Consider the following 19,719-nt stretch of genomic DNA (forward strand, 5'->3'; position numbering starts at 1 on the left):
TAGCCCGCGATCGGTCTGCCATTCGCGGGCTAAAACCCGCTCCTAACACAGACAGGAAACGGTAATTGAATAGTTACCAAATATCTTTAAATTTGACGGCATGGCTCTGGAATGAAGGCCCCGGTTGCCGCGTCATTCGCTTCTGCGCGGGTCGAACGCATCGCGCACGCTGTCGGCGAAAATATTGGCCGACAGCACCAGTACGAACATAAACAGCAGCGCCGCGCTCAGCGACCACCAGACCACCGGTTCGCGCGCCAGTTCAAGGCGCGCGCTGTTGATCATATTGCCCCAGCTCTGCATGGTGGGGTCGACGCCGATGCTGACATAGGACAGCACGGCTTCCGCAAGAACCAGCGAACTGAAGTCCAGCACCACGGAAATCAGCACCAGATGAAAAACGTTCGGCAGTATATGCCGGAACAGGATGCCTGACCGGCTGACGCCGAGCACGCGCGCCGCCTGCACATACTCCATCTCGCGCAGCTTCAGGGTTTCGGCGCGCAGCAGGCGGCAGAGCCCGGTCCAGCTGGTCATGCCCAGAATCAGGCACAGAAACAGCAGGCGGAAATCCGCTCGTAAGGCAAGACTGGTAAACGCATCCTCATGGCGCGCCATGTAGGACTGCATCAACAGCATGGAGGCCGCGATCAGCAGCACGCCCGGTATCGAATTGAGCGTGCTGTATAGATACTGGATGACGTCGTCCACCCAGCCGCGAAAATATCCGGCCATGATGCCGAGCAGCAGCGCCAGCGGCAGCGTGGCGAGCGTGGTCAGCGTGCCGATCAGCAAACCGGTGCGTATGCTTTTAACGCTTTGATAGAGCACATCCTCGCCGACCTTGTCGGTGCCGAATACATGATAGTGAGCGCTCAGCTCGCCGATGACGCCGCTGACTGCGCACAGCAGCAGCAGCGTACCGATAATCGCCGTCGGCTGCCGTTTGCGCAACAGGCCGGTTAATGCTGCGAGCGCCAGCAGACCTACCCCCAAACCCTGGAGCAACCCCCGGAACCCGGACCGTAACAGGTCGGACGCCAGCTCCTGCTCCGGGTTGACCAGGTGCGCGCCGCCATACTGTAGCCGCGCGTGGATGCGATGCGGAACGCCGGCGGCGTCGCGTATGCTTTCGCGCGACCAGGCTTGCGTTGCAAACGGAGCGGAATAAGTCTTTTCGACATGGGTGCGCATCGGCGTCGTCCACCAGTCCAGCACGCTCAACGCTTCGCCCGCATGGGTGTTGCCGGAGGGTTGCCGTTCGTCCGTGGGGTAAAAATGGATCGAATCGAGCAACGCGAGAAATAAAAAAAACAGCAGCACTACCAGGGAAATCAACGCCGGGGTGCTGTTGGCCACCTTTTGCCAGGGGCGGCGCAAATGTTCGCGGCTGCGCATGCGCCATGCCGCCGCCCCGAGCATCAGCAGCACCAGAAAAAACAGGGCATCGGTCCAGAATAGAGTGGGCATGGCTAGATGTTGCGGATAGCGGAATGATATATGATGCGCTGTGCTTGACGCGGAAACAGTTTTTCAAACATAGGAGCGCGAGAATAACCGATGCCTATTACAGCGACTCAGATTAACACTTTTATCGCGGCGGCTGCAAAAAGTATCCGCGACCACGAAAACGAAATTACCGCGCTGGATCAGGCCACAGGCGACGGCGATCATGTCTACAATCTGCAGCGCGGCTTGGCGGCCCTGGAAACGCTGGACGATGAACTGGAAGGTCTGGACTGGTCCGATGCGCTGCAAAAAATCGGCATGAACCTGATGAGCACGGTAGGCGGCGCATCGGGTTCGTTGTTCGCTACCTTGTTTATAGCGATGAGCAAGGCCTTGCGCGGCAAGGAGATGAATGCGGAGCATTTTGCCGAGGCTTTCAAGCAGAGCGTCGATGCGGTCAGAAAGCGCGGTAAAGCCGATGCGGGAGACAAGACCATGCTGGATGTGCTGATTCCGGTGGCGGCGGTTTTGCAGGAAGCGGCGCGCGAAGCCGCCGGCTTGACCGAAACGCTCCAGCGCGTCGAACAGGCTGCGGAAAAAGGCTGCGAGTCCACGCGCGATATGATCGCGAGCCGCGGGCGCGCCGCTTTCCTGGGCGAGCGCTCGCGCGGACATCTCGATCCGGGCGCCCGCAGCAGTCAGGCGATAATCGCGGCGGTTTGCGCCGCGCTGTCTGCTTTACAGACGGGAGCCCGGCTCAGTTGACAACAACGCGAACCATTAAATGGCGGGCAGGCGTCATGCCGTCAGGTTTTTTTTTTGGCTTTGACGAATTGTCCCGTTATCGGACGTCCGGATTCCATCCTGATTGCCACATCGTGGAACTCTGGCGTGTCGAATCCGTATTTGTTTAACAAACAGGCCAAATAACTTTGGCCATGGCTGTATCTGCCGCTCGTATTTAATTGATATGTTTTCGCTCCGGATGTTTCATCCAGTTTTTCAGTGCTGAAAAAAAACCAGCCATCCGCTTGCAGACTTCTGGAAATCAGCGAAAAAACAGGTTCGAGACCGCCAAAGTAAACGAAGGTGTCGGTACAGAGAATTAAATCATACTGATCTTTCGACTGCTCCAGAAAGTCACTTATTTCCGATTGATGCAGCCGGCCGTAAAGATTTTTTTCGCGTGCCAGACTCAGCATGCCCTGGCTGATATCGACACCTACCAGCGTGCTGGAAACCGGTTTCAAACTGGCGCCATTCAAGCCGGTACCGCAACCCAGATCCAGTGAGCGCTTGCTGTTTGCCGGAAAATTCAACAGCGCCAGTTCGGACCGAACCCGTTGCGGAATGCTGTATTTCAATCTTTCCAGGGTCGAATCGAAGCTGGGCGCGAACTCATCGAAAGTAGTTTCCAGATACCGGTCGGAACAGCGCTCCGGAATTTGATGCAGCGCATGGGTTGCCAGCAGATGAGCTGCTGTCGGGTTGTCCGGCTCATCTTTCAGCCAGTTTTGAAGCAGAACGACCGCTTCCTGAGTGCGCCCAAGTCCGTGATAGGCATGGATTAAGCGGATTCTGGAGGCGGGCTCCACCGGCTCTGTGGTCAGTCCGCAAAAGTTGAAATAATTGGCTTCCTCGAACCGCTCCTGCCCGAGATAAAGCACGGACAGCAAATAATAGGCGTCTGCGCACGCCGGATTCAGTTGCGTTGCCGACAGGTAACACTGCTCGGCTTTCGCCGGTTCGGCTGTTTTTTCAAAAACGGAGCCCAGGTTGGTCCAGCAGTAATAATTGCGGGGATTAAGCGTCAGAGCTTGTTGAAATGCGGCAATCGCGTCGGCGTATTTTTGCTGCTTCACCAATACAATGCCGAAATTGAAGTGCCATTCGGCGCGCGTGGCGTCCAGCCGGATCGATTCGGCGATCAATGCGGTGGCTTCGACGATATCGCCGCTCTGCTGCAATAAAAAGCCCAGGTAATATCTGGGTTCGGCTGCATCGGGGCGAGCGGCGATGATGGCCCGGTAGCGTTGCTCGGCATCCGCATGCTTTCCGTCAACATGCAACTGCATTGCGGATTTCATCGCCTCGTCCAATGACGGGTACATAACGGGAGATATCTCAGGCGCTACGGCAGTGTTGGAGGGCATGCGTGTCCATTATCGCAAGCGGCGTACCGGACAATCAGCAATTCCAGCGTAACGCGGCGGTATGCACCGGCGCATCCCAAAGCCGCGTCATTTCATCATCCAGCAGCGTCAGCGTGATCGAACAGCCGCTCATGTCGAGCGAGGTGGTGAAGTTGCCGACCAGCGAGCGGGTGACGGAAACGCCGCGCTGATCCCAGAACAGGCGCGCGAGATCGTAAATCAGGTACAGCTCCAGCAACGGCGTAGCTCCCAAGCCGTTGATGTGCAGCAAGGCTCGCTGGCCCTGGGCGGGTTTCAGTGCATCGTCTATGGTGCTTGCCAAGCGCTCGACGATATTGCCGGCTGTGGTCAGCGCGATGCGCTCGCGCCCTTTTTCGCCATGGATGCCGACGCCCAGCTCCAGCTCGTCGTCGGCCAGCTCGAAGCTGGGACGGCCGAGCGCCGGAACGGTGCAGCTTTTCAGGGCCACGCCCATCGATGCCGTCGCCTTGACTACGCGTTCGCCCAGCATTCGGCACTCCTCAAGCGTCATGCCCGATTCCGCAGCCGCGCCGACAATTTTTTCGACGATAGTTGTGCCGGCGACGCCACGCCTTCCGCTGCTGCTGTGTTCCGGTATGGAAACGTCGTCATCGACCAGGATGCCGGCGTTAGGGATATCCAGCATTTCCGCCGCCATCTCGAAGTTCATTACATCGCCGGCGTAATTTTTGACGATGAACAGAATGCCGCCGCCCTGATCGACCGCCTGCGCCGCCGCCAGCATTTGATCCGGGGTCGGGGAGGTAAAAATCTGTCCGGGACAGGCGGCGTCGAGCATGCCGTGTCCGACGAAACCGCTGTGCAAAGGTTCGTGTCCCGAACCGCCGCCGGAAATCAGCGCGACCTTGCCGGGCTGCGCGGGCGCGGTGCGGCAGACGAAGCGCGGCGCCGGATTCAGCCGGACGATATCGGCGTGCGCCAGTGCAAAGCCCCGCAGACTCTCATCCAGCAAGGTATCGACGCTATTGATGAATTTTTTCATGATACAGCCTCATTCCCATAACCATGCCGCGCCTCGCACGCCGCTGGAATCGCCGTGCGTCGGCGCGACCAGCCGCGTATCCACGCGATCCGAAAAAACAAAATCGCCCCAGTAATGCGGTACATTCTGGTACAGCCGCGCCAGTTTGGACAGTCCCCCGCCCAGCACGATCACGTCGGGGTCGAGGATATTGATTACATGCGCCAGCGCGCGCGCCAGACGCTCTTCGTATTGTTGCAGCAGAGTTTCACAGGCGGCGTCTTCTTGAAGCGCGTTTTCCGCGATGGCCGCGGCATCGAAATTGAAACCGGTAGCGGATGCACAGGCGCGGCTCAGACCGGGGCCGGACAGAAAGGTTTCGATGCAACCAGACCTGCCGCAGTAGCAGGACGGCCCCGGACGCTCATCGTCGCGCGGCCACGGCAGCGGGTTATGTCCCCACTCGCCTGCAATCGCGTTCGGCCCGCTCAGCGGTCTGCCGTTGACGATGATGCCGCCGCCGACGCCGGTCCCCAGTATCACGCCGAACACCGTATCCGCCCCGCTTGCCGCGCCGTCCACCGCCTCGGACAGTGCAAAGCAATCGGCATCGTTGGCGATGCGCACCTGACGATGAAGCAGCATTTCCAGATCATAATGTATCGGTTTACCGTTCAGACAGGTCGAATTGGAATTCTTCAGACTGCCGTTGACCCTGGAAAAAGCGCCGGGCGTGCCGATGCCGACTTGCCGGATAGCGCCGACGATTTGTTCGGCGTTTTCGATCAGATCGCGAATTGCAATCAAGGTCGCGCGATAGTCGCCCTGCGGCGTAGCCACGCGCCGGCGAAACAAAGCGTTGCCGTCACCGTTCAGCGCCAGTAACTCAATCTTGGTTCCGCCCAGGTCGATGCCGCATTTGATAGTCATGGTGATATCGGATAGAAATAGTTTCGGGTTGGTCAGGCCGCAACGCGGTGAACGCTCAAGGTCTCGCGGCGGTTTTCCAAACGCCGCAAGTCGTAAGCAGCCTGATGCGCGAGCCAGCTTTCCGCACTTTTTCCGAATGCCAGCTCCAGACGTAGCGCCATTTCTGCGCTCACGCCGGATTTACCGTTCACCGGTTCTGAAACCGTCTTGCGTGTAACTTTCGACTGCGCGGCGGCATCTTTAATTGTCAGGTTCAAAGGGGTGAGCCACAATTCAAGCAGGATTTCCCCTGGATGGGGCGGGTTGTTCATGCGCATGACGCGCCTCCGTTGATGGTAGTCCGGATAATCGACAACGTAAGCGTCTCCGGCTTCGAAACGAAAAACAACGCGCCGGTAGGCCTGAACTGTCAGCGCCCAAAGCCCATTCCTGTCGCCTTTCAGTGGATGAAGATGCAAGCCTGGAGCGTCTATGACCTCCACGCACATCGCCTTGTCGATCAAGGACACGGCATGCCGTGTCCCTACTGCGCGAAGGATTTTATCATGGAAGTCGAGTGTAACCCTGAACGGAAAATCCTTCTGAAGCAGTTTACTAATCAGGAGTCATAAAGAGGCCTCTTCATGGCTGCCGCCCGAATCCCCGGAAAAACAGCGACCAATATCGTTCTTTGAGGCGAATACGTTCTGCAAACGGCCAAGCCCGCCGCCTAAAAACCGAAGTTTTTACGGACAGGCATGGGCAAAAACGACTTCGAAGAGTAGTATTCCATTAAAGAAACAACGCATTCTGTGGTCAAAATTCATATGGCAACAGCGAATCCTATCGTTCTGACTCAATTCCGCGCCGCGCTTGACGGTCTGTACGGCAATCGGGTCGAGCGCGTGGTGTTGTATGGGTCACGGGCACGAGGCGATGCGCAAGACGATTCCGATTACGATGTGGCCGTGTTTCTGAAAGACCTTAACGACCGATGGGAGGAAGCCGACAAAATCGCTCTTGCTGCCATGGATATTTTCGATGAAACGGGCGCCCTGATCCATGCCATGCCTTACAGTGAAGGTGCTTACCAAGAGCGTACCCCCCTAATGCACGAGGTCAGGCGGGAAGGGGTTGATCTTTGACACCGGAAGCCGATCGCTTTCTTCGGAAAGCGCGGGAACATCTGAATCGTGCCGACATCATGCTTGGCGTTGACCTCCACGAGGATGCAGGGCGCGCGCGGCCTGCCTTGCCGGTTTTCATGCGGCGCAAGCCCTGATCTTTAAAAAGATAGGCAAAGTATTAAAGACCCATCACGGCGTTCAATCGGAATTTTTACGTCTGACAAAAGACGACACGCGATGGCGTTCCGATCTTCGTGTTTTTCTATCGCAAGCCTACAACCTCAAGGCCATCGCAGATTACGAGGAAGGCGAAGACTTGCCTTTGTTCGCCGCACGTTCTGTGGCAGCCAGCAAAACAGCCGCCCTCTTCGTTGATTGCATCGCCGGATTACTCTGCGATGGTGCTTAGGCGTGTATCGGCCGCTACGGCTTAGGACATGGCAGAAAATAACTTCCCGAATTTACAACATCCCCCGTTCGCCCTGAGCTTGTCGAAGGGCTCTCCAGCCGCATTCGCGGCGCTACGCCCACGAACGGGAAGTTATTTATGACCATATCCTTAAAGCTGACTTCTGTCTAAAACCGAGAAGCATTCCGTTCGTCCTGAGGCTGGCGTAGGACTTAATCAGCGTTTCCTTGGGTGTTTTCCTTGAAAGATTATCCCGGAATGACGGGATAAAGAAGGGACTGGTATTCCGGTATGTTTCTTCCTGAAAAGGAAGGATTAAAAGTCGAAGTCGTTTAACGCGTTTCGGCAACCTCTTTGAGCGCCTGCGGACATTGTTCGGCGATTCTGATCAGCGTTTTGGCTGCGCCGGACGGTTCGCGTCGGCCTTGTTCCCACTGTTCCAGCGTGCGTCTGGAGACGCCCAACAGCGCGGCGAATTCGGTTTGGGATAATCCGCTTTTCAAGCGGGCGCGAGCCGCGCTGGTCAAGGTCGTTACTGTATAGGTTGTTACGTTGCCTTGCTCTATGTCTGCGATGGATGCCTCCAGTTCGGCATTCAAATCCCTGTCCGCTTCCCAGGCTTTAATGGTTTTTCCGGTTAATTTCGGCATGGATGCTCTCTGTCAGTCGTTTGAGTATTTGCGGCTGGATATTGTCGGCGACATTTTTGCTGTACAGGGTCAGTAACCAGATTTGTCCGATGACGTCAACGTAGTAATAAATAACGCGCAGGCCTCCGCGTTTGCCCATGCCGGGGCGCGACCAGCGCAGTTTGCGTGCGCCGCCCGTTCCGGGAATGATGTCGCCTGTTTCCGGCGCACTGATCAGCGTTTGTTGCAATTCGCGAAATGCGTCATCGGACAAATATATTTCGCGTGCTTTGCTGAAAAAGGGCAGTTCGATAAAAGTTAAGCTGAATATATTATGCGTCAATGGCGTATATCCTTCAAGCCGAGAGTCGAAGAAAACTGCGGGTAAGAGTACCCGCAGTCAGCCCCGCTGAAGCGGGGAACATGTCAGTGCTGAGTCTCCATTGGAAGAGCAACCTGGTTCATCCCCGTTACGGGGAACTTTTATATGATAACATCGAGCATTGAGTCTCGACAATTATTGAATCCCCATTGGAAGATCAACCCTTTTAATTGTGTTGCGTTAAGCCTAAGTCCCCGCTATGATGTCGCCACTCATCACACTGCGAGGCGGAATCTATGGAAAAATTTGTGCGGCTCATTGCTTGGTTTCAGTCTGTGACTGTCAATAACGGCGTATACGGGTTGTTCGCAATGAGCCTGCTTGCGTTGATTCTGGCGCTGAGTCTGAGTCTAGTGCTGGTAATCAAATTATGATTGATCGAGTGTCGCTGACGCGCTCCGCGACCGGCCAATTTAAGTATACCTGTCAAAGTTGACAGGTATCGTGGCAGCTTGAAGTGCATTACCCTTACCCGGTTAAGCGCTCAGCAGACGATTGAGTGACCGAGATCAACAATATGGATAAAGGGAATGACGTATCAAGACCGCGCGTATTTTTACTACTGGGGTAAGGCTGATCCAGTTTGCCGGCTCGAACAAAAATGGCACCCACTTGCCTATCACTGCCTGGATGTGGCTGCTGTGGGCGTGGCGTATCTTGAGAAGTCTTCTCTACTTAAATCCTGCTGTGAGTTATTGAACTGTTCGGAACCGGCATTTTGGTCATGGTCGGCCTTTTTCCTGTCCTTGCACGACTTGGGCAAATTTAGCGAGGCGTTTCAGGCTCAGCGGCCGGATTTGATTCTGGAACTGCAAAAACGAGAACCGCACCCGAGCAAAATATACAGCGAGCGCCACGATTCTCTGGGCTTTTGGTTATGGGATGAGTATCTTGTTGATGAGGTGTTACTGAAAATAGGCATTGACGATACGCGTAGCACTCAGCGCGGCCTTAAGTGCTGGCTGTTGGCGGTAACCGGGCATCATGGTATGCCGCCGAAACCAAGCGGCAATGCAGACAGTTTTTTTCGCAGGGAAGACAAGCAAGCTGCAGCCGACTTTGTGCAAGCGATGGCGGAGTTGTTACTCACAAAAGAAGCACGGTGTATTCCTTCCAGTCAGAATTTTAAAACAGCCGGCGAAATGCTGTCGTGGTGGTTTGCGGGAGTCACGGTACTGGCCGACTGGCTCGGTTCGAATATCCGGTTTTTTCCCTATAGAAACCAGCCAACGGATTTGGAGCAATACTGGAAATATGCGCAAGGTCAGGCCACTGAAGCATTGGCCCATGCCGGGGTTTCACCCTCCGCTATCGAAAAAGGGCGTTCTCTCAATGATTTGTTTCGGAAGATTCAAGACGCATCGCCATTACAGCAATGGGCAGTCTCGGTAGAAATTCCGCAAGCCCCGCAAATTTATTTGCTGGAAGATGTGACAGGAGCCGGGAAAACCGAAGCCGCGATGATGCTGGCTTATCGGTTGATGGAGCAAGGCTTCGCGGAAGGCTTTTTTATTGGCTTGCCGACGATGGCGACAGCCAATGCCATGTACAAGCGCGTGGCCGAGGTCTATCAAAAGCTCTTTGCCGACAAAACCCATTTAGTGCTCGCGCACGGTCATAAAAAACTGGTGGAAGACTTCGCCGCATCAATCTTACCCCCTGATACCCCCGAACAGGATCGTGCGCAGCTTGATGAAACCGCTTCGGCACGTTGCAGTGCGTGGCTGGCTGACCATAGCAAACGTGCATTGCTGGCATCAGCCGGAATAGGAACCATCGACCAGGCTCTGCTGGCTGTTTTGCACAGCAAACACCAGTCACTCCGCCTGTTGGGCTTGTTCAACAAGGTGCTGATAGTCGATGAGGTACATGCCTGCGATGCCTATATGCAAGGCGTGCTGGAAGTATTGCTGGAGTTCCATGCGCGCACTAACGGCCCGGTGATTTTATTGTCAGCCACATTGCCCAGTCGCATGAAACAAGCCTTGCTCAACGCCTATGCCAAAGGGCGCAATCAAGTCTCCGCGCCTGCGTTGCAGTCAGCGGCCTACCCGCTGGCGACATGCTGGCATGAGGGGCAAACCCTATTACGGGAGGATGCCCTGGCATCCCGCTCCTGCGTTTCCCGCACAGTGCAGGTACATTACGAAGCCGATGACAAAAAGGTTTTTGCGCACATCATTACAGCATTGCAACAAGGACTATGCGTGGGATGGATACGCAATACCGTAGCCGATGCGATGACCGCCTACCAGCGCCTATCCCAAACAATTTCGCCCGAAAAAATAACGCTGTTTCATGCACGTTTTGCGCTGGCGGATCGATTGGGCAAAGAAGAGCAAGTGCTTTCGTTTTTTGGTGAAAACAGTCAACAGCAGGATCGGCAAGGACGCTTGATGATCGCCACCCAGGTTGCAGAGCAATCCCTGGACGTGGATTTCGATGTGCTGATTACCGACCTTGCACCGATAGACCGTATCCTGCAACGGGCGGGACGTTTACAGCGTCATGTACGCGATGTGCAAGGCAATCGGCTGATTGCAGCGGATGCCAGGGATGAGCGGTCGGCCCCCTGTCTTTGGGTCTATGCTCCCGTCTGGACGGAACAGCCAAAGTCAGACTGGTACAGTGCCGTATTCGAAAAAGCGCAATATGTTTATGGTCATCATGGGCAACTGTGGCTAACGGCAAAGGCGTTACAGAAAGGCAGCTTCACCATGCCGGTTGATGCCCGAAATCTGATTGAGGCCGTGTTTTCGGAAACAGAAATACTGCCCGTATCCCTCACGAAAAGCGCCTTGAAAGCAGAAGGGCAAGAAAGGTCCGAAGCCAGTTTGGCGCAGCTCAACACTTTGAAAATCGTCGGGGGTTACCAGCGCGGCGAAATTAACGACTGGTGGAGCGAAGCCAAAACACCCTCCCGCCTGGGCGAAGAAACGATGGAAGTCATGCTGGCAAAATGGGCCGATGGCGTGTTGCAGCCTTGGGCGGAAGGCGTGTGGACATACAGCATGGTAAAAGTTGCTGCCCGATGGCTGGCAAAGGTAGATCCTCCAGCCGATGAGAAGCAAAAAGCGGCTTATTTACATTTGCAGCAGACCTTGCCCAGCCAAGGTAAATGGTGTGTGTTGCTGCCATTGACGCAGCGTGCGGATGGCGTGTGGGAAGGTCAGGCGTGGACAGCCGGAAAGGAAAAATCGGAGAAAAAGCCGGAGCTTCTAAGCTGGCTTTACGATACGGATTTTGGTTTGCGGCTGGCGGAAGCTCAAAACGGAGAGGCGGAAGAATGAATTTACTGGAAGAAAAATGGTTGCCTGTTCGTCGCAGCTCAGGGCAAGTGGACTGGATCGCGCCGCATCAAATCAGCGAGCCGGATATTGTGGCATTTGCAGCCAATCGGGCCGACTTCAACGGCGCACTGGCGCAATTGATGATCGGTTTGCTGCAAACCACCACGCCGATTGATGACGAAGATGTTTGGGACGGCTTTCTGGATAAACCGCCTACGACTGAAGTCCTGCAAAAATGGTTTGAACCTGCTGCCGAAGCGTTTTTGCTGAATGGCGAAGGTGCGCGATTTATGCAGGATTTTAGCTTGACCGCAGCAGAAGGTGCGGAATGCACGATAGATGCGCTATTGATTGACGCTGCCGGTGGTTCGGCGATCGATAAAAACACTGACCACTTTGTCAAACGTGACACCATCAAGGCAATGTGTCCGCATTGTGTGGCGGCGGCTTTATTCACCTTGCAAACGAATGCGCCGGCAGGCGGCGCTGGACATCGCACCAGTTTACGCGGCGGCGGCCCTTTGACTACGCTGCTGGTTGCTACGCCATCACACTGCTTATGGCAGGATTTATGGCTCAATATCAAACCGCAACGAAATTTCCTGCAACAGGGTGGCGATGCGCAAAAAACGGCAAAGCACTTTACCTTTCCGTGGTTGGCAGACATCAACCGGATACAACCCGCAGGCGGTGAAACGCAACCGCTGCAAGTGCATCCTCATCATGTGTTTTGGGCGATGCCGCGCCGCATTCGTGTTGATTTCACAGAGGTACAAACGGGGCAGTGCGACGTCTGCAAACGCGATTCGACACAACTGGTGCATCGTTATGTCACCAAACCACAGGGCTTGAATTACAAAGGCGTATGGCGGCATCCGTTTTCACCCTATTACGAAATCAAGGGCGACTGGTTACCTATGCATCCTCAACCGGGCGGCTTTAGTTATAAAAACTGGCTGGCGTGGGTGCTGGGGGTAAAGCAAGGGAAGAAATCAGTTCAAGCCGCCGGTATCGTTAATTATTTTTTGCAAGAGCGAAAAAAATATCAAAAGTCAGGTCAGTTCAGGCTTTGGGTGTTTGGCTATGATATGGACAATATGAAACCCCGTTGCTGGTACGAAACCACCTTTCCTTTGTATGGCTTGGCAGAGGCCAAGCGAGCCACCCAGATTCAAAATCTTATCGCCAATAGAATCGAAGCCGCAGAACAAGCCGTTTTTTATGTGCGGCAAGCGGTCAAGCAGGCATGGTTTGGCGAGAGCGATCTGCGTGGCGATTTAAGTTTTGTGGATAAAGCATTTTGGGATGGCACGGAACCTGATTTTTATCGACAGCTAGAACACCTAATGAGTCAGGCGCGTACTGAATCCGGCATTGATCTGGATGATGACAAGTTCATTATCGCCGTAGGCGAAACGTGGCTCAAAGTGCTGACCCAATGTGCGACGAAATTGTTTGATGTGGATATTGTCGGCGCAGGCCCTATCGATCAGCAAGACCCGCGCCGTATTGCCGAGGCCTATAACGGGTTGCAAAGAAATTTAAAGGGCGATGCAATAAAAATCATCCTGCGTTTGCCTGTGAGCGAAAAGAAAAACAAGAACGCTAAATCAACCGCCAAGCAACAAGTTCAATCGTCACCGTAGAAGGAAAAATAATGGAAGATAAAAAATCAACGCCGATCGAAGTTATTTTTGCCAAACCGTTATTTAATTGGTGGCAAGGTTTGGACGAAGATCGTGCCAGCCGTGCGGTGTTGCGTCGATGCGCGACGCTGGATGCCGTGACGTTAAGCGACGCTTACCAGCATTTTTATCGTTATATGGTGGCTTGTGGCTGGCCTGAAAATGCCAGTGAACGGCAGAGGGACAAGCTGGCGGCCATTGCCGGATTATTGGCGCATGTTAAAACCGAAGACACGCAACGCCTGCCGATTAAAATGTCTGAACTGGCGGGTGACAGGCCTCTGGTATCGGAACTGCGTTTCCGCGATCTGCTCAAAGTTGAAACCACCGATGAGTTGTTTGATAGTTTGCGCCGTGTGCTACCGCTGATAGACAAAAAAGCGAATATTTATCTGCTGGCTAACGACGTCTATTTTTGGGGAGACAAGATCAAAAAGGACTGGGCCTACAGCTATCGTTGGCCTGTTAAACAGTCCGCCTGATTTCACAATCATGCCCTTTACGAAATAATGCCCAAGGAGAAAAACATGTCCCGTTTTGTGCAATTACATATTCTGACCAGCTACCCGCCATCAAACCTGAACCGCGATGATACCGGTCGCCCCAAAACTGCGGTGATTGGCGACTGCACCCGTTTACGCATTTCTTCGCAAAGTCTGAAACGGGCTTGGCGTACTTCCGATATTTTTGAATCCGTGCTGAAAGGACATATTGGCACACGCACCAAAGAGAAGGGTGTCAGCGTTTATCAATCCCTGATCAAACAAGGCGTCAGCGAGAAAAATGCGCGTGAATGGGCGAAACTGATTGCCGGCCGGTTTGGCAAATTGAAGTCCGATAAAAAGACCGAAAACAACGAAGACCTGCACGTTGAACAACTGGTGCATTTCAGCCCTGAAGAAGAAAAAGCGATTGACGATCTGGTTACCCGATTGGTGGAGACAGCGACAGAGCCAACCGAGGATGATTTGAAACTGCTGCGCAAGCAGCACACCGCTGCGGATATTGCGATGTTTGGCCGTATGCTGGCTTCATCACCGGCCTTTAATACCGAAGCCGCCATACAGGTAGCGCATGCCATTACCGTACATAAAGCCGCCGTCGAAGATGACTATTTTATTGCCGTTGATGATCTCAATAGCGGCGAAGAGGACAAGGGAGCAGCGCATATTGGCGAGCTGGGTTTTGGCGCCGGCGTGTTTTATTTGTATATCTGCATTGACCGTGAACTGTTACAGAAAAACCTGGGGGACGACGCAGAGTTAACCCAAAAAGCCTTGACTGCCTTCGTGCAGGCAGTCGCCAAGGTATCGCCCACAGGTAAGCAAAACAGTTTTGCTTCGCGTGCCTATGCCGGTTTTGTGTTGGCGGAAAAAGGCGATCAGCAGCCGCGCAGTCTGGCGCAGGCTTTTCTCAAGCCGGTAAAACCCAATCCGGAAAAAGGCGAAGATACGATGACGCGCGCTATTAAAGAATTAACAAAACGGCGCGACAACTTCAATGCCGTTTATGGCGATTGCGCCGATACCGCCGTATACTTTAATGTGGAAACAGGCGAAGGAAGCCTGAGCGATATAGCCAAATTCATCGCGGAATAATCGCTATGGAAACCCTGGTTTTTCAACTGCAAGCGCCCTTGTCCTCGTGGGGCGACGTGGCCGTGGGTGAATATCGCCCTAGTGCAGAATATCCGAGCCAGTCCGCGATACAAGGCTTGTTAGGTGCCGCATTGGGCATAGTGCGCGACGACGATGCGGCACAAACCTCATTGCGTACCGGCTATCGCCTAGCTGTGGGGGTACTGAGTCAGGGGCGGTTGTTGCGCGATTACCATACTGCACAGGTTCCCGGACGTTCCGATCTAAAAAAGCGACCGCACTCGACGCGGCGAGACGAACTGTCATTACCTAAAACAGATCTCAACACCATTTTGTCGAGCCGAGATTATCGGCAGGACGCCGCCGCATTGGTGGCGGTGCAAACGGTGGCAAACGCGCCTTATTCATTAACGCAGTTAGCCGAGGCGTTAAAGAAACCCAAATTTGTGCTGTATCTGGGGCGCAAGTCATGCCCGGTTGCAGCGCCGGTTTATCCGCGCGTGTTAAGCGCACTGACCATCAACGCGGCATTTACGGAGTACCTGCAACAATTGGCTGACTTGTGGCGACAGCAATTACCGAAATATATTGAACCAAACCATTTGGCAGTACAGAAAATTGCCTGGAGCGATGATTTCGGAACGGATGACTTATCGGTCATCGGTGTGCAGCGCAATTTTAGCATCACCCGTAAAGACCAGGTGATTACGCGCCAAGGCTGGCAGTTTGCAGACCGTAACGAACATATCGCTTTGCTGATGAAGGGATAAACGTCATGTATTTTAGTGTTATAACCCCAGAAGAACGCTTGTTGCGACAAGCCGCGCATGAATTGGCGCAATCTGCCGTGCATCAATATGCCGTGCATCAATGGATATGGAAGTTTTTTCCGGGCAGCGCAGACAAGAAGCGCGATTTTATTTTTCGCCGTCATGAGCTTGACCAGATGCCGCGTTTTTATGTGGTGTCGCAACGTCCACCCACCGCATTTAGCGAAGCGTGGCAGGTACAAAGCCGCGTCTACGATCCGCAATTGCAGGAAGGGCAACGCTTGTCTTTTCAGCTCCGCGCTAATCCGGTTGTTGAACGCCCAGGCGACCCGGTTCTGGACGAGGAGGGCCAGCCGAAGAAGCGGAATTCAGGAAAGCATGCCGGTAAGATCAAGCGCAAGGTAATCCGTCATGACGTGGTGATGCAAGCCAAAAAACAGTTGCTGGCAGAACATGGATGCAGCAAAGAAGCGAGATGGTCGGACTGGGAGGACGAGATCAACAAGCCGTTGCTATATGAGTTGGTACAAAAGCATTGCGGCGAATGGCTCGACGCGGTAGCGAAAAGAAGTGGCTTTGAAATCGCGCTAACGGATGAAGAAGAACCGCAACGCAAACTGCAAGTGGATGCCTATGAACAAAGCAAGGCAGGCAAGCGCGATCATAATATTCGTTTTAGTACCGTGGATTTTTCAGGCGAGCTGATTGTGACTGATTCTGAATTATTCCATCTGGCGCTATGTAACGGATTAGGTCACGCCAAAGCCTTTGGCTGTGGACTGATGCTGGTTCGACGCGCATGATTAATACGATTGACAGATACCTTGAACAGGAGCCATCTCATGCAGGCAATCCTCACCAGTAAAGGCCAACACCCTGCCCAAACCGTTGCGGGACAGCTGCATCTTCAGTCGGGAGACCGGGTCGATTTTGTGATTGACCAGGCCGGCTGTGTGCATTTGGTACCAGTAACAATGCCCATCACTCGCCTGAAAGGCATGACGCCGCCGCCGGACAAATCGCTCAGTCTGGAAGAAATGGATAGCGCTATCGCCAGCGGGGCGAGCCGGAAATGATGGATTTGGACTGCCCGCTGTGCGGAGGAAAAAAGGCAGCCGGTACTACTTCGTTTACCGTCGATCTCGGTTTTGGCGTCGTGGTAGTAAGGCATGTACCCGCGCAGGTTTGTTCATTATGCGGGGAGGCATGGATTGAGGATGCGACTGCCGAACAGTTGGAAACGGTTGTCGAAAGTGCGCGTTTGTCTCATCAGGCCGTGAAAGTAGCGGAATTTACCGATATTGCAGCCTGATTGCCATGCTTCCGCCTTCAACGCCCATTCCGGGGAAATACTCCTGTTCTCAAACACCGACCCAAGGGTTGAGCGTCGGAACGCCGGTAGGCTCAAAATCCGCCACGTTACGCGTTACCACGACCATGCCGTGTACCAGCGCCGTCGCGGCTATCAACCCGTCGCGAAGCGGGCGCGGGTCAGGCACATGGAGCCGGGCGCTACGTTGGGCGACAGCGCTATCGACAGTCAGTATGCGACCGGCGAAGGCGGGCAAAACATGGTGATCCAGCCATGCCCTGAATACCGTTCCCTGCGACGGGTCGCGGCGCTCAGCCAGCAATATGCCAATCTCCAGCTCCTGAATGCTCATTGCGGAAAGATACAAATCGTTGGCATCTACACTGTCGGCCCAATTGGCGACGTGAACATCCGCTTTTCCCATCCGGACTTTCCTCAGTTCGGATACGACATTGGTATCGAGCACGTACATCAGGAGAGATCGGCCGCCTGTGCGGGATCGCGTAATGGCGCTATCTCAAGCTCAATGTCTTCGCTGCCGGGCAGTGCCAGCAGGTCGGCAATCTTCGTGCGTCCGCCAGTGATTTTCCTGTACTCGTCAAAGGTCAGCAGCACATGCGCCGGTTGACCTCGATCAGTGATAAATACCGGGCCGACCAGTGCGGCTTTCTTGGCTCTGCCGGTATCCTGATTAAACTCGCGGCTTGATAGCGTTGTAATGGTCATGACCACGCTTCGTATTTGTGAATAATGTTGCTACGTTACTACAATCTATACTTTCCATGCAAGAGGATGTAGGCTTATCTATATGATGCCGACTGATCGATTACCAAGGCCATTGCAATGCTCCCGCCACTGAAACCCATCCCGATGAAAGAGCGCGTCTCCCTGCTGTTTATCGAATACGGCGAAATCGACGTGCTGGACGGCGCGTTCGTGGTGATCGACAAAACCGGCGTGCGCACGCATATCCCGGTGGGCAGCGTCGCCTGTCTGATGCTGGAGCCGGGTACGCGGGTTTCGCATAAGGCGGCGGCTTTGGCGGCGCGCGTCGGCACCTTGCTGGTCTGGGTCGGCGAAGCGGGCGTGCGCTTGTATGCGTCGGGACAGCCCGGCGGAGCGCGCTCGGACCGGCTGCTGTATCAGGCCAAACTGGCGCTGGATGACGGCCTGCGCCTGAAAGTCGTGCGGAAAATGTACGCGTTGCGCTTCGGCGAAGAGCCGCCGCAACACCGTAGCGTCGAGCAGTTGCGCGGCATCGAAGGCGCGCGCGTGCGCAAAACCTACGAGCTGCTGGCGAAACGCTACGGTGTGAAATGGAAACATCGCAATTACGACGTGCAGGAATGGGACGCAGGCGATTTGCCGAACCGCTGTTTGAGTTCGGCAACGTCCTGCTTATACGGCATCACCGAAGCGGCGGTTTTGGCGGCGGGCTATGCACCTGCGGTGGGCTTTATTCATACCGGCAAACCGCTGTCCTTCGTTTACGATATCGCCGATGTTTATAAATTCGACACCGTGGTGCCGGTTGCCTTCAAAATTGCTGCCGCCGAGCCGGAAAACCCTGAGCGGGCGGTGCGTCTAGCCTGTCGCGACGTATTCCGCGAGACGCATTTGCTGAAAAAGATCATCCCCGGCATAGAGGAAATACTGGCCGCAGGCGAAATCGAACCGCCGCAAGCGCCGGAAGACGCCGTGGAGCCCGCCATTCCGAACCCCGAGAGCCTGGGCGATGCTGGTCATCGTAGTTGAAAACGCGCCGCCGCGTTTGCGCGGGCGTCTTGCGGTTTGGCTGATAGAAATCCGCGCCGGTGTTTACGTGGGCGACTTGTCGAAAAAAGTGCGGGAAATGATTTGGTCGCAAGTTGCCGGAGGATTGGAAGATGGGAACGCCGTTATGACCTGGAGCACCAACACCGAGTCAGGCTTCGATTTCGCCACGCTGGGTAAAAACCGGCGCATGCCGGTTGAGCTTGACGGCATCAAATTGGTATCGTTCCATCCGCCCGAACCGGCCGATAATCCTAAAACCTGATAAATGAATAAAAACCGTTTGGTAAAATGCATAAACGGCTCTTTAAAAAAATGCAAGTTATTGATTGATGGCGCTATTGTTTTTGCGAAATATGGGGTTTTATTCGGTAAAATCTGAAAGCGTAAAATTTTTAGTTGTGCCAATAGTTTACAATTAGTGCGTTCCCCACGCCAGTGGGGATGAACCGGCTAGTGTGGCGTTTGTTGCTGTTACCCCAAAGCGTTCCCCACGCCAGTGGGGATGAACCGCGTGTCGCCATCTTTCGTGAAACCTGCCGGGAGCGTTCCCCACGCCAGTGGGGATGAACCGTTATCCCACACTCAATGGAAAAGGCGACAGTCGCGTTCCCCACGCCAGTGGGGATGAACCGGCCGACGTGGTACACGCGATTATCGCGGCAGGGCGTTCCCCACGCCAGTGGGGATGAACCGTTATCCCACACTCAATGGAAAAGGCAAATCTAGCGTTCCCCACGCCAGTGGGGATGAACCGGCATGTCGATGTATCCGCTCGCCAGCGCCATCGCGTTCCCCACGCCAGTGGGGATGAACCGGGGCTTTATCCCAGAGACGAGAAACGAATTCAGCGTTCCCCACGCCAGTGGGGATGAACCGTCGTCGGCCCGAAGCCGGCGCGGCGTATGACGGCGTTCCCCACGCCAGTGGGGATGAACCAGAACCAGGAGGATGCCGCAGCTTATCGTTCTCGCGTTCCCCACGCCAGTGGGGATGAACCGGCTGGCAGCCGGTGAAAACGAATAGAATGCCGGCGTTCCCCACGCCAGTGGGGATGAACCGTATGGGTATGAGGTTAATAGAACTAATCCACAGCGTTCCCCACGCCAGTGGGGATGAACCGAACATACACTTCTGGTGATATTCACATCAGAAGCGTTCCCCACGCCAGTGGGGATGAACCGTCATCAATTCTACATGTGAGATCATCTAATGTGCGTTCCCCACGCC

General features: G+C 54.5%; 22 protein-coding genes and 1 CRISPR repeat array (1 of these 23 cut by a window edge). Of the genes, 13 read left to right on the plus strand and 9 right to left on the minus strand.

Annotated features, from left to right (window positions below):
• Positions 1-132: 132 nt before the first annotated feature.
• On the minus strand, positions 133-1,470 hold the full coding sequence (locus F6R98_RS00730) for an ABC transporter permease (RefSeq protein WP_153247301.1): 1,338 nt from the start codon (positions 1,468-1,470) through the stop codon (positions 133-135).
• 90 nt (positions 1,471-1,560) lie between these two features.
• Between F6R98_RS00730 and dhaL the strand changes: the two genes are divergently transcribed.
• On the plus strand, positions 1,561-2,214 hold the full coding sequence (dhaL, locus tag F6R98_RS00735) for a dihydroxyacetone kinase subunit DhaL (RefSeq protein ID WP_153247302.1): 654 nt from the start codon (positions 1,561-1,563) through the stop codon (positions 2,212-2,214).
• 41 nt (positions 2,215-2,255) lie between these two features.
• On the opposite strand, the gene F6R98_RS00740 is transcribed toward dhaL, so the two are convergent.
• The 4 genes from F6R98_RS00740 to F6R98_RS22590 all read right to left on the minus strand — a co-directional run bounded on the left by F6R98_RS00740 (position 2,256) and on the right by F6R98_RS22590 (position 6,044).
• Positions 2,256-3,560, minus strand: coding sequence for a tetratricopeptide repeat protein (locus tag F6R98_RS00740; RefSeq protein ID WP_194270077.1), 1,305 nt, complete (start codon positions 3,558-3,560; stop codon positions 2,256-2,258).
• A gap of 76 nt (positions 3,561-3,636) precedes the next feature.
• The gene (dhaK, locus tag F6R98_RS00745) at positions 3,637-4,626 is read right to left on the minus strand and encodes a dihydroxyacetone kinase subunit DhaK (RefSeq protein WP_153247304.1); all 990 of its coding nucleotides are present in this window, start codon (positions 4,624-4,626) and stop codon (positions 3,637-3,639) included.
• A gap of 9 nt (positions 4,627-4,635) precedes the next feature.
• Positions 4,636-5,535 carry an ROK family protein gene (locus tag F6R98_RS00750; protein WP_153247305.1) on the minus strand — a complete coding sequence of 300 codons (900 nt, stop codon included), beginning with the start codon at positions 5,533-5,535 and terminating at the stop codon, positions 4,636-4,638.
• Between the two features lie 32 nt (positions 5,536-5,567).
• Positions 5,568-6,044, minus strand: a complete 477-nt coding sequence (locus tag F6R98_RS22590) for a HigA family addiction module antitoxin (protein ID WP_153247306.1) — start codon at positions 6,042-6,044, stop codon at positions 5,568-5,570.
• Positions 6,045-6,341: 297 nt separating this feature from the next.
• Between F6R98_RS22590 and F6R98_RS00760 the strand changes: the two genes are divergently transcribed.
• Positions 6,342-6,659 (plus strand): nucleotidyltransferase domain-containing protein, encoded by a 318-nt coding sequence (locus tag F6R98_RS00760; protein WP_153247307.1) that lies wholly within the window; start codon positions 6,342-6,344, stop codon positions 6,657-6,659.
• A 723-nt stretch (positions 6,660-7,382) separates the two neighbouring features.
• Here F6R98_RS00760 and F6R98_RS00765 read toward each other — a convergent pair.
• Entirely contained in the window at positions 7,383-7,700 is a 318-nt protein-coding gene (locus F6R98_RS00765) for a helix-turn-helix domain-containing protein (RefSeq protein WP_153247308.1), read from the minus strand.
• Positions 7,672-7,953 carry a type II toxin-antitoxin system RelE/ParE family toxin gene (locus tag F6R98_RS00770; RefSeq protein ID WP_228125015.1) on the minus strand — a complete coding sequence of 94 codons (282 nt, stop codon included), beginning with the start codon at positions 7,951-7,953 and terminating at the stop codon, positions 7,672-7,674. Before F6R98_RS00770 ends, F6R98_RS00765 begins: the two co-directional genes overlap by 29 nt.
• Positions 7,954-8,297: 344 nt before the next feature.
• On the opposite strand from F6R98_RS00770, the gene F6R98_RS00775 reads away from it, so the two are divergent.
• From F6R98_RS00775 to F6R98_RS00815, 9 genes are all read left to right on the plus strand, one after another.
• Complete coding sequence (locus F6R98_RS00775; RefSeq protein ID WP_153247309.1) at positions 8,298-8,435, plus strand: hypothetical protein; 138 nt, start codon at positions 8,298-8,300, stop codon at positions 8,433-8,435.
• A gap of 156 nt (positions 8,436-8,591) precedes the next feature.
• A complete protein-coding gene (gene cas3, locus F6R98_RS00780) occupies positions 8,592-11,351 on the plus strand; it encodes a CRISPR-associated helicase Cas3' (protein ID WP_153247310.1) in 2,760 nt (919 codons plus the stop codon).
• Positions 11,348-12,997, plus strand: a complete 1,650-nt coding sequence (gene casA / locus F6R98_RS00785; RefSeq protein WP_194270078.1) for a type I-E CRISPR-associated protein Cse1/CasA — start codon at positions 11,348-11,350, stop codon at positions 12,995-12,997. The genes cas3 and casA overlap by 4 nt, the downstream gene beginning before the upstream one ends.
• Positions 12,998-13,008: 11 nt before the next feature.
• The gene (gene casB, locus F6R98_RS00790; protein ID WP_153247312.1) at positions 13,009-13,518 is read left to right on the plus strand and encodes a type I-E CRISPR-associated protein Cse2/CasB; all 510 of its coding nucleotides are present in this window, start codon (positions 13,009-13,011) and stop codon (positions 13,516-13,518) included.
• Positions 13,519-13,563: 45 nt separating this feature from the next.
• Positions 13,564-14,634: a type I-E CRISPR-associated protein Cas7/Cse4/CasC gene (gene cas7e / locus F6R98_RS00795; RefSeq protein WP_153247313.1), complete on the plus strand. Its 1,071-nt coding sequence runs from the start codon at positions 13,564-13,566 to the stop codon at positions 14,632-14,634.
• A 5-nt stretch (positions 14,635-14,639) separates the two neighbouring features.
• Positions 14,640-15,404 (plus strand): type I-E CRISPR-associated protein Cas5/CasD, encoded by a 765-nt coding sequence (gene cas5e, locus F6R98_RS00800; RefSeq protein ID WP_153247314.1) that lies wholly within the window; start codon positions 14,640-14,642, stop codon positions 15,402-15,404.
• A gap of 5 nt (positions 15,405-15,409) precedes the next feature.
• A complete protein-coding gene (gene cas6e / locus F6R98_RS00805; RefSeq protein WP_153247315.1) occupies positions 15,410-16,207 on the plus strand; it encodes a type I-E CRISPR-associated protein Cas6/Cse3/CasE in 798 nt (265 codons plus the stop codon).
• 39 nt (positions 16,208-16,246) lie between these two features.
• Entirely contained in the window at positions 16,247-16,480 is a 234-nt protein-coding gene (locus F6R98_RS00810; RefSeq protein WP_153247316.1) for an AbrB family transcriptional regulator, read from the plus strand.
• Positions 16,477-16,716: a type II toxin-antitoxin system MqsA family antitoxin gene (locus tag F6R98_RS00815; protein ID WP_153247317.1), complete on the plus strand. Its 240-nt coding sequence runs from the start codon at positions 16,477-16,479 to the stop codon at positions 16,714-16,716. The genes F6R98_RS00810 and F6R98_RS00815 overlap by 4 nt, the downstream gene beginning before the upstream one ends.
• A gap of 49 nt (positions 16,717-16,765) precedes the next feature.
• Here the strand turns inward: F6R98_RS00815 and F6R98_RS00820 are convergent, their stop codons facing one another.
• Positions 16,766-17,188: a type II toxin-antitoxin system VapC family toxin gene (locus F6R98_RS00820; RefSeq protein ID WP_153247318.1), complete on the minus strand. Its 423-nt coding sequence runs from the start codon at positions 17,186-17,188 to the stop codon at positions 16,766-16,768.
• Positions 17,188-17,442 carry a type II toxin-antitoxin system Phd/YefM family antitoxin gene (locus F6R98_RS00825; protein ID WP_153247319.1) on the minus strand — a complete coding sequence of 85 codons (255 nt, stop codon included), beginning with the start codon at positions 17,440-17,442 and terminating at the stop codon, positions 17,188-17,190. Before F6R98_RS00825 ends, F6R98_RS00820 begins: the two co-directional genes overlap by 1 nt.
• Before the next feature lie 117 nt (positions 17,443-17,559).
• On the opposite strand from F6R98_RS00825, the gene cas1e reads away from it, so the two are divergent.
• Positions 17,560-18,471 carry a type I-E CRISPR-associated endonuclease Cas1e gene (gene cas1e, locus F6R98_RS00830; protein ID WP_153247320.1) on the plus strand — a complete coding sequence of 304 codons (912 nt, stop codon included), beginning with the start codon at positions 17,560-17,562 and terminating at the stop codon, positions 18,469-18,471.
• Entirely contained in the window at positions 18,452-18,754 is a 303-nt protein-coding gene (gene cas2e, locus F6R98_RS00835) for a type I-E CRISPR-associated endoribonuclease Cas2e (protein WP_153247321.1), read from the plus strand. The genes cas1e and cas2e overlap by 20 nt, the downstream gene beginning before the upstream one ends.
• A 158-nt stretch (positions 18,755-18,912) precedes the next feature.
• A CRISPR array of direct repeats spans positions 18,913-19,719; the repeat unit is 29 nt; unit sequence GCGTTCCCCACGCCAGTGGGGATGAACCG; it runs 5,567 nt beyond the window's last position.

The organism is Candidatus Methylospira mobilis, from assembly GCF_009498235.1.
GTDB classification, from domain to species: Bacteria; Pseudomonadota; Gammaproteobacteria; order Methylococcales; family Methylococcaceae; genus Methylospira; species Methylospira mobilis.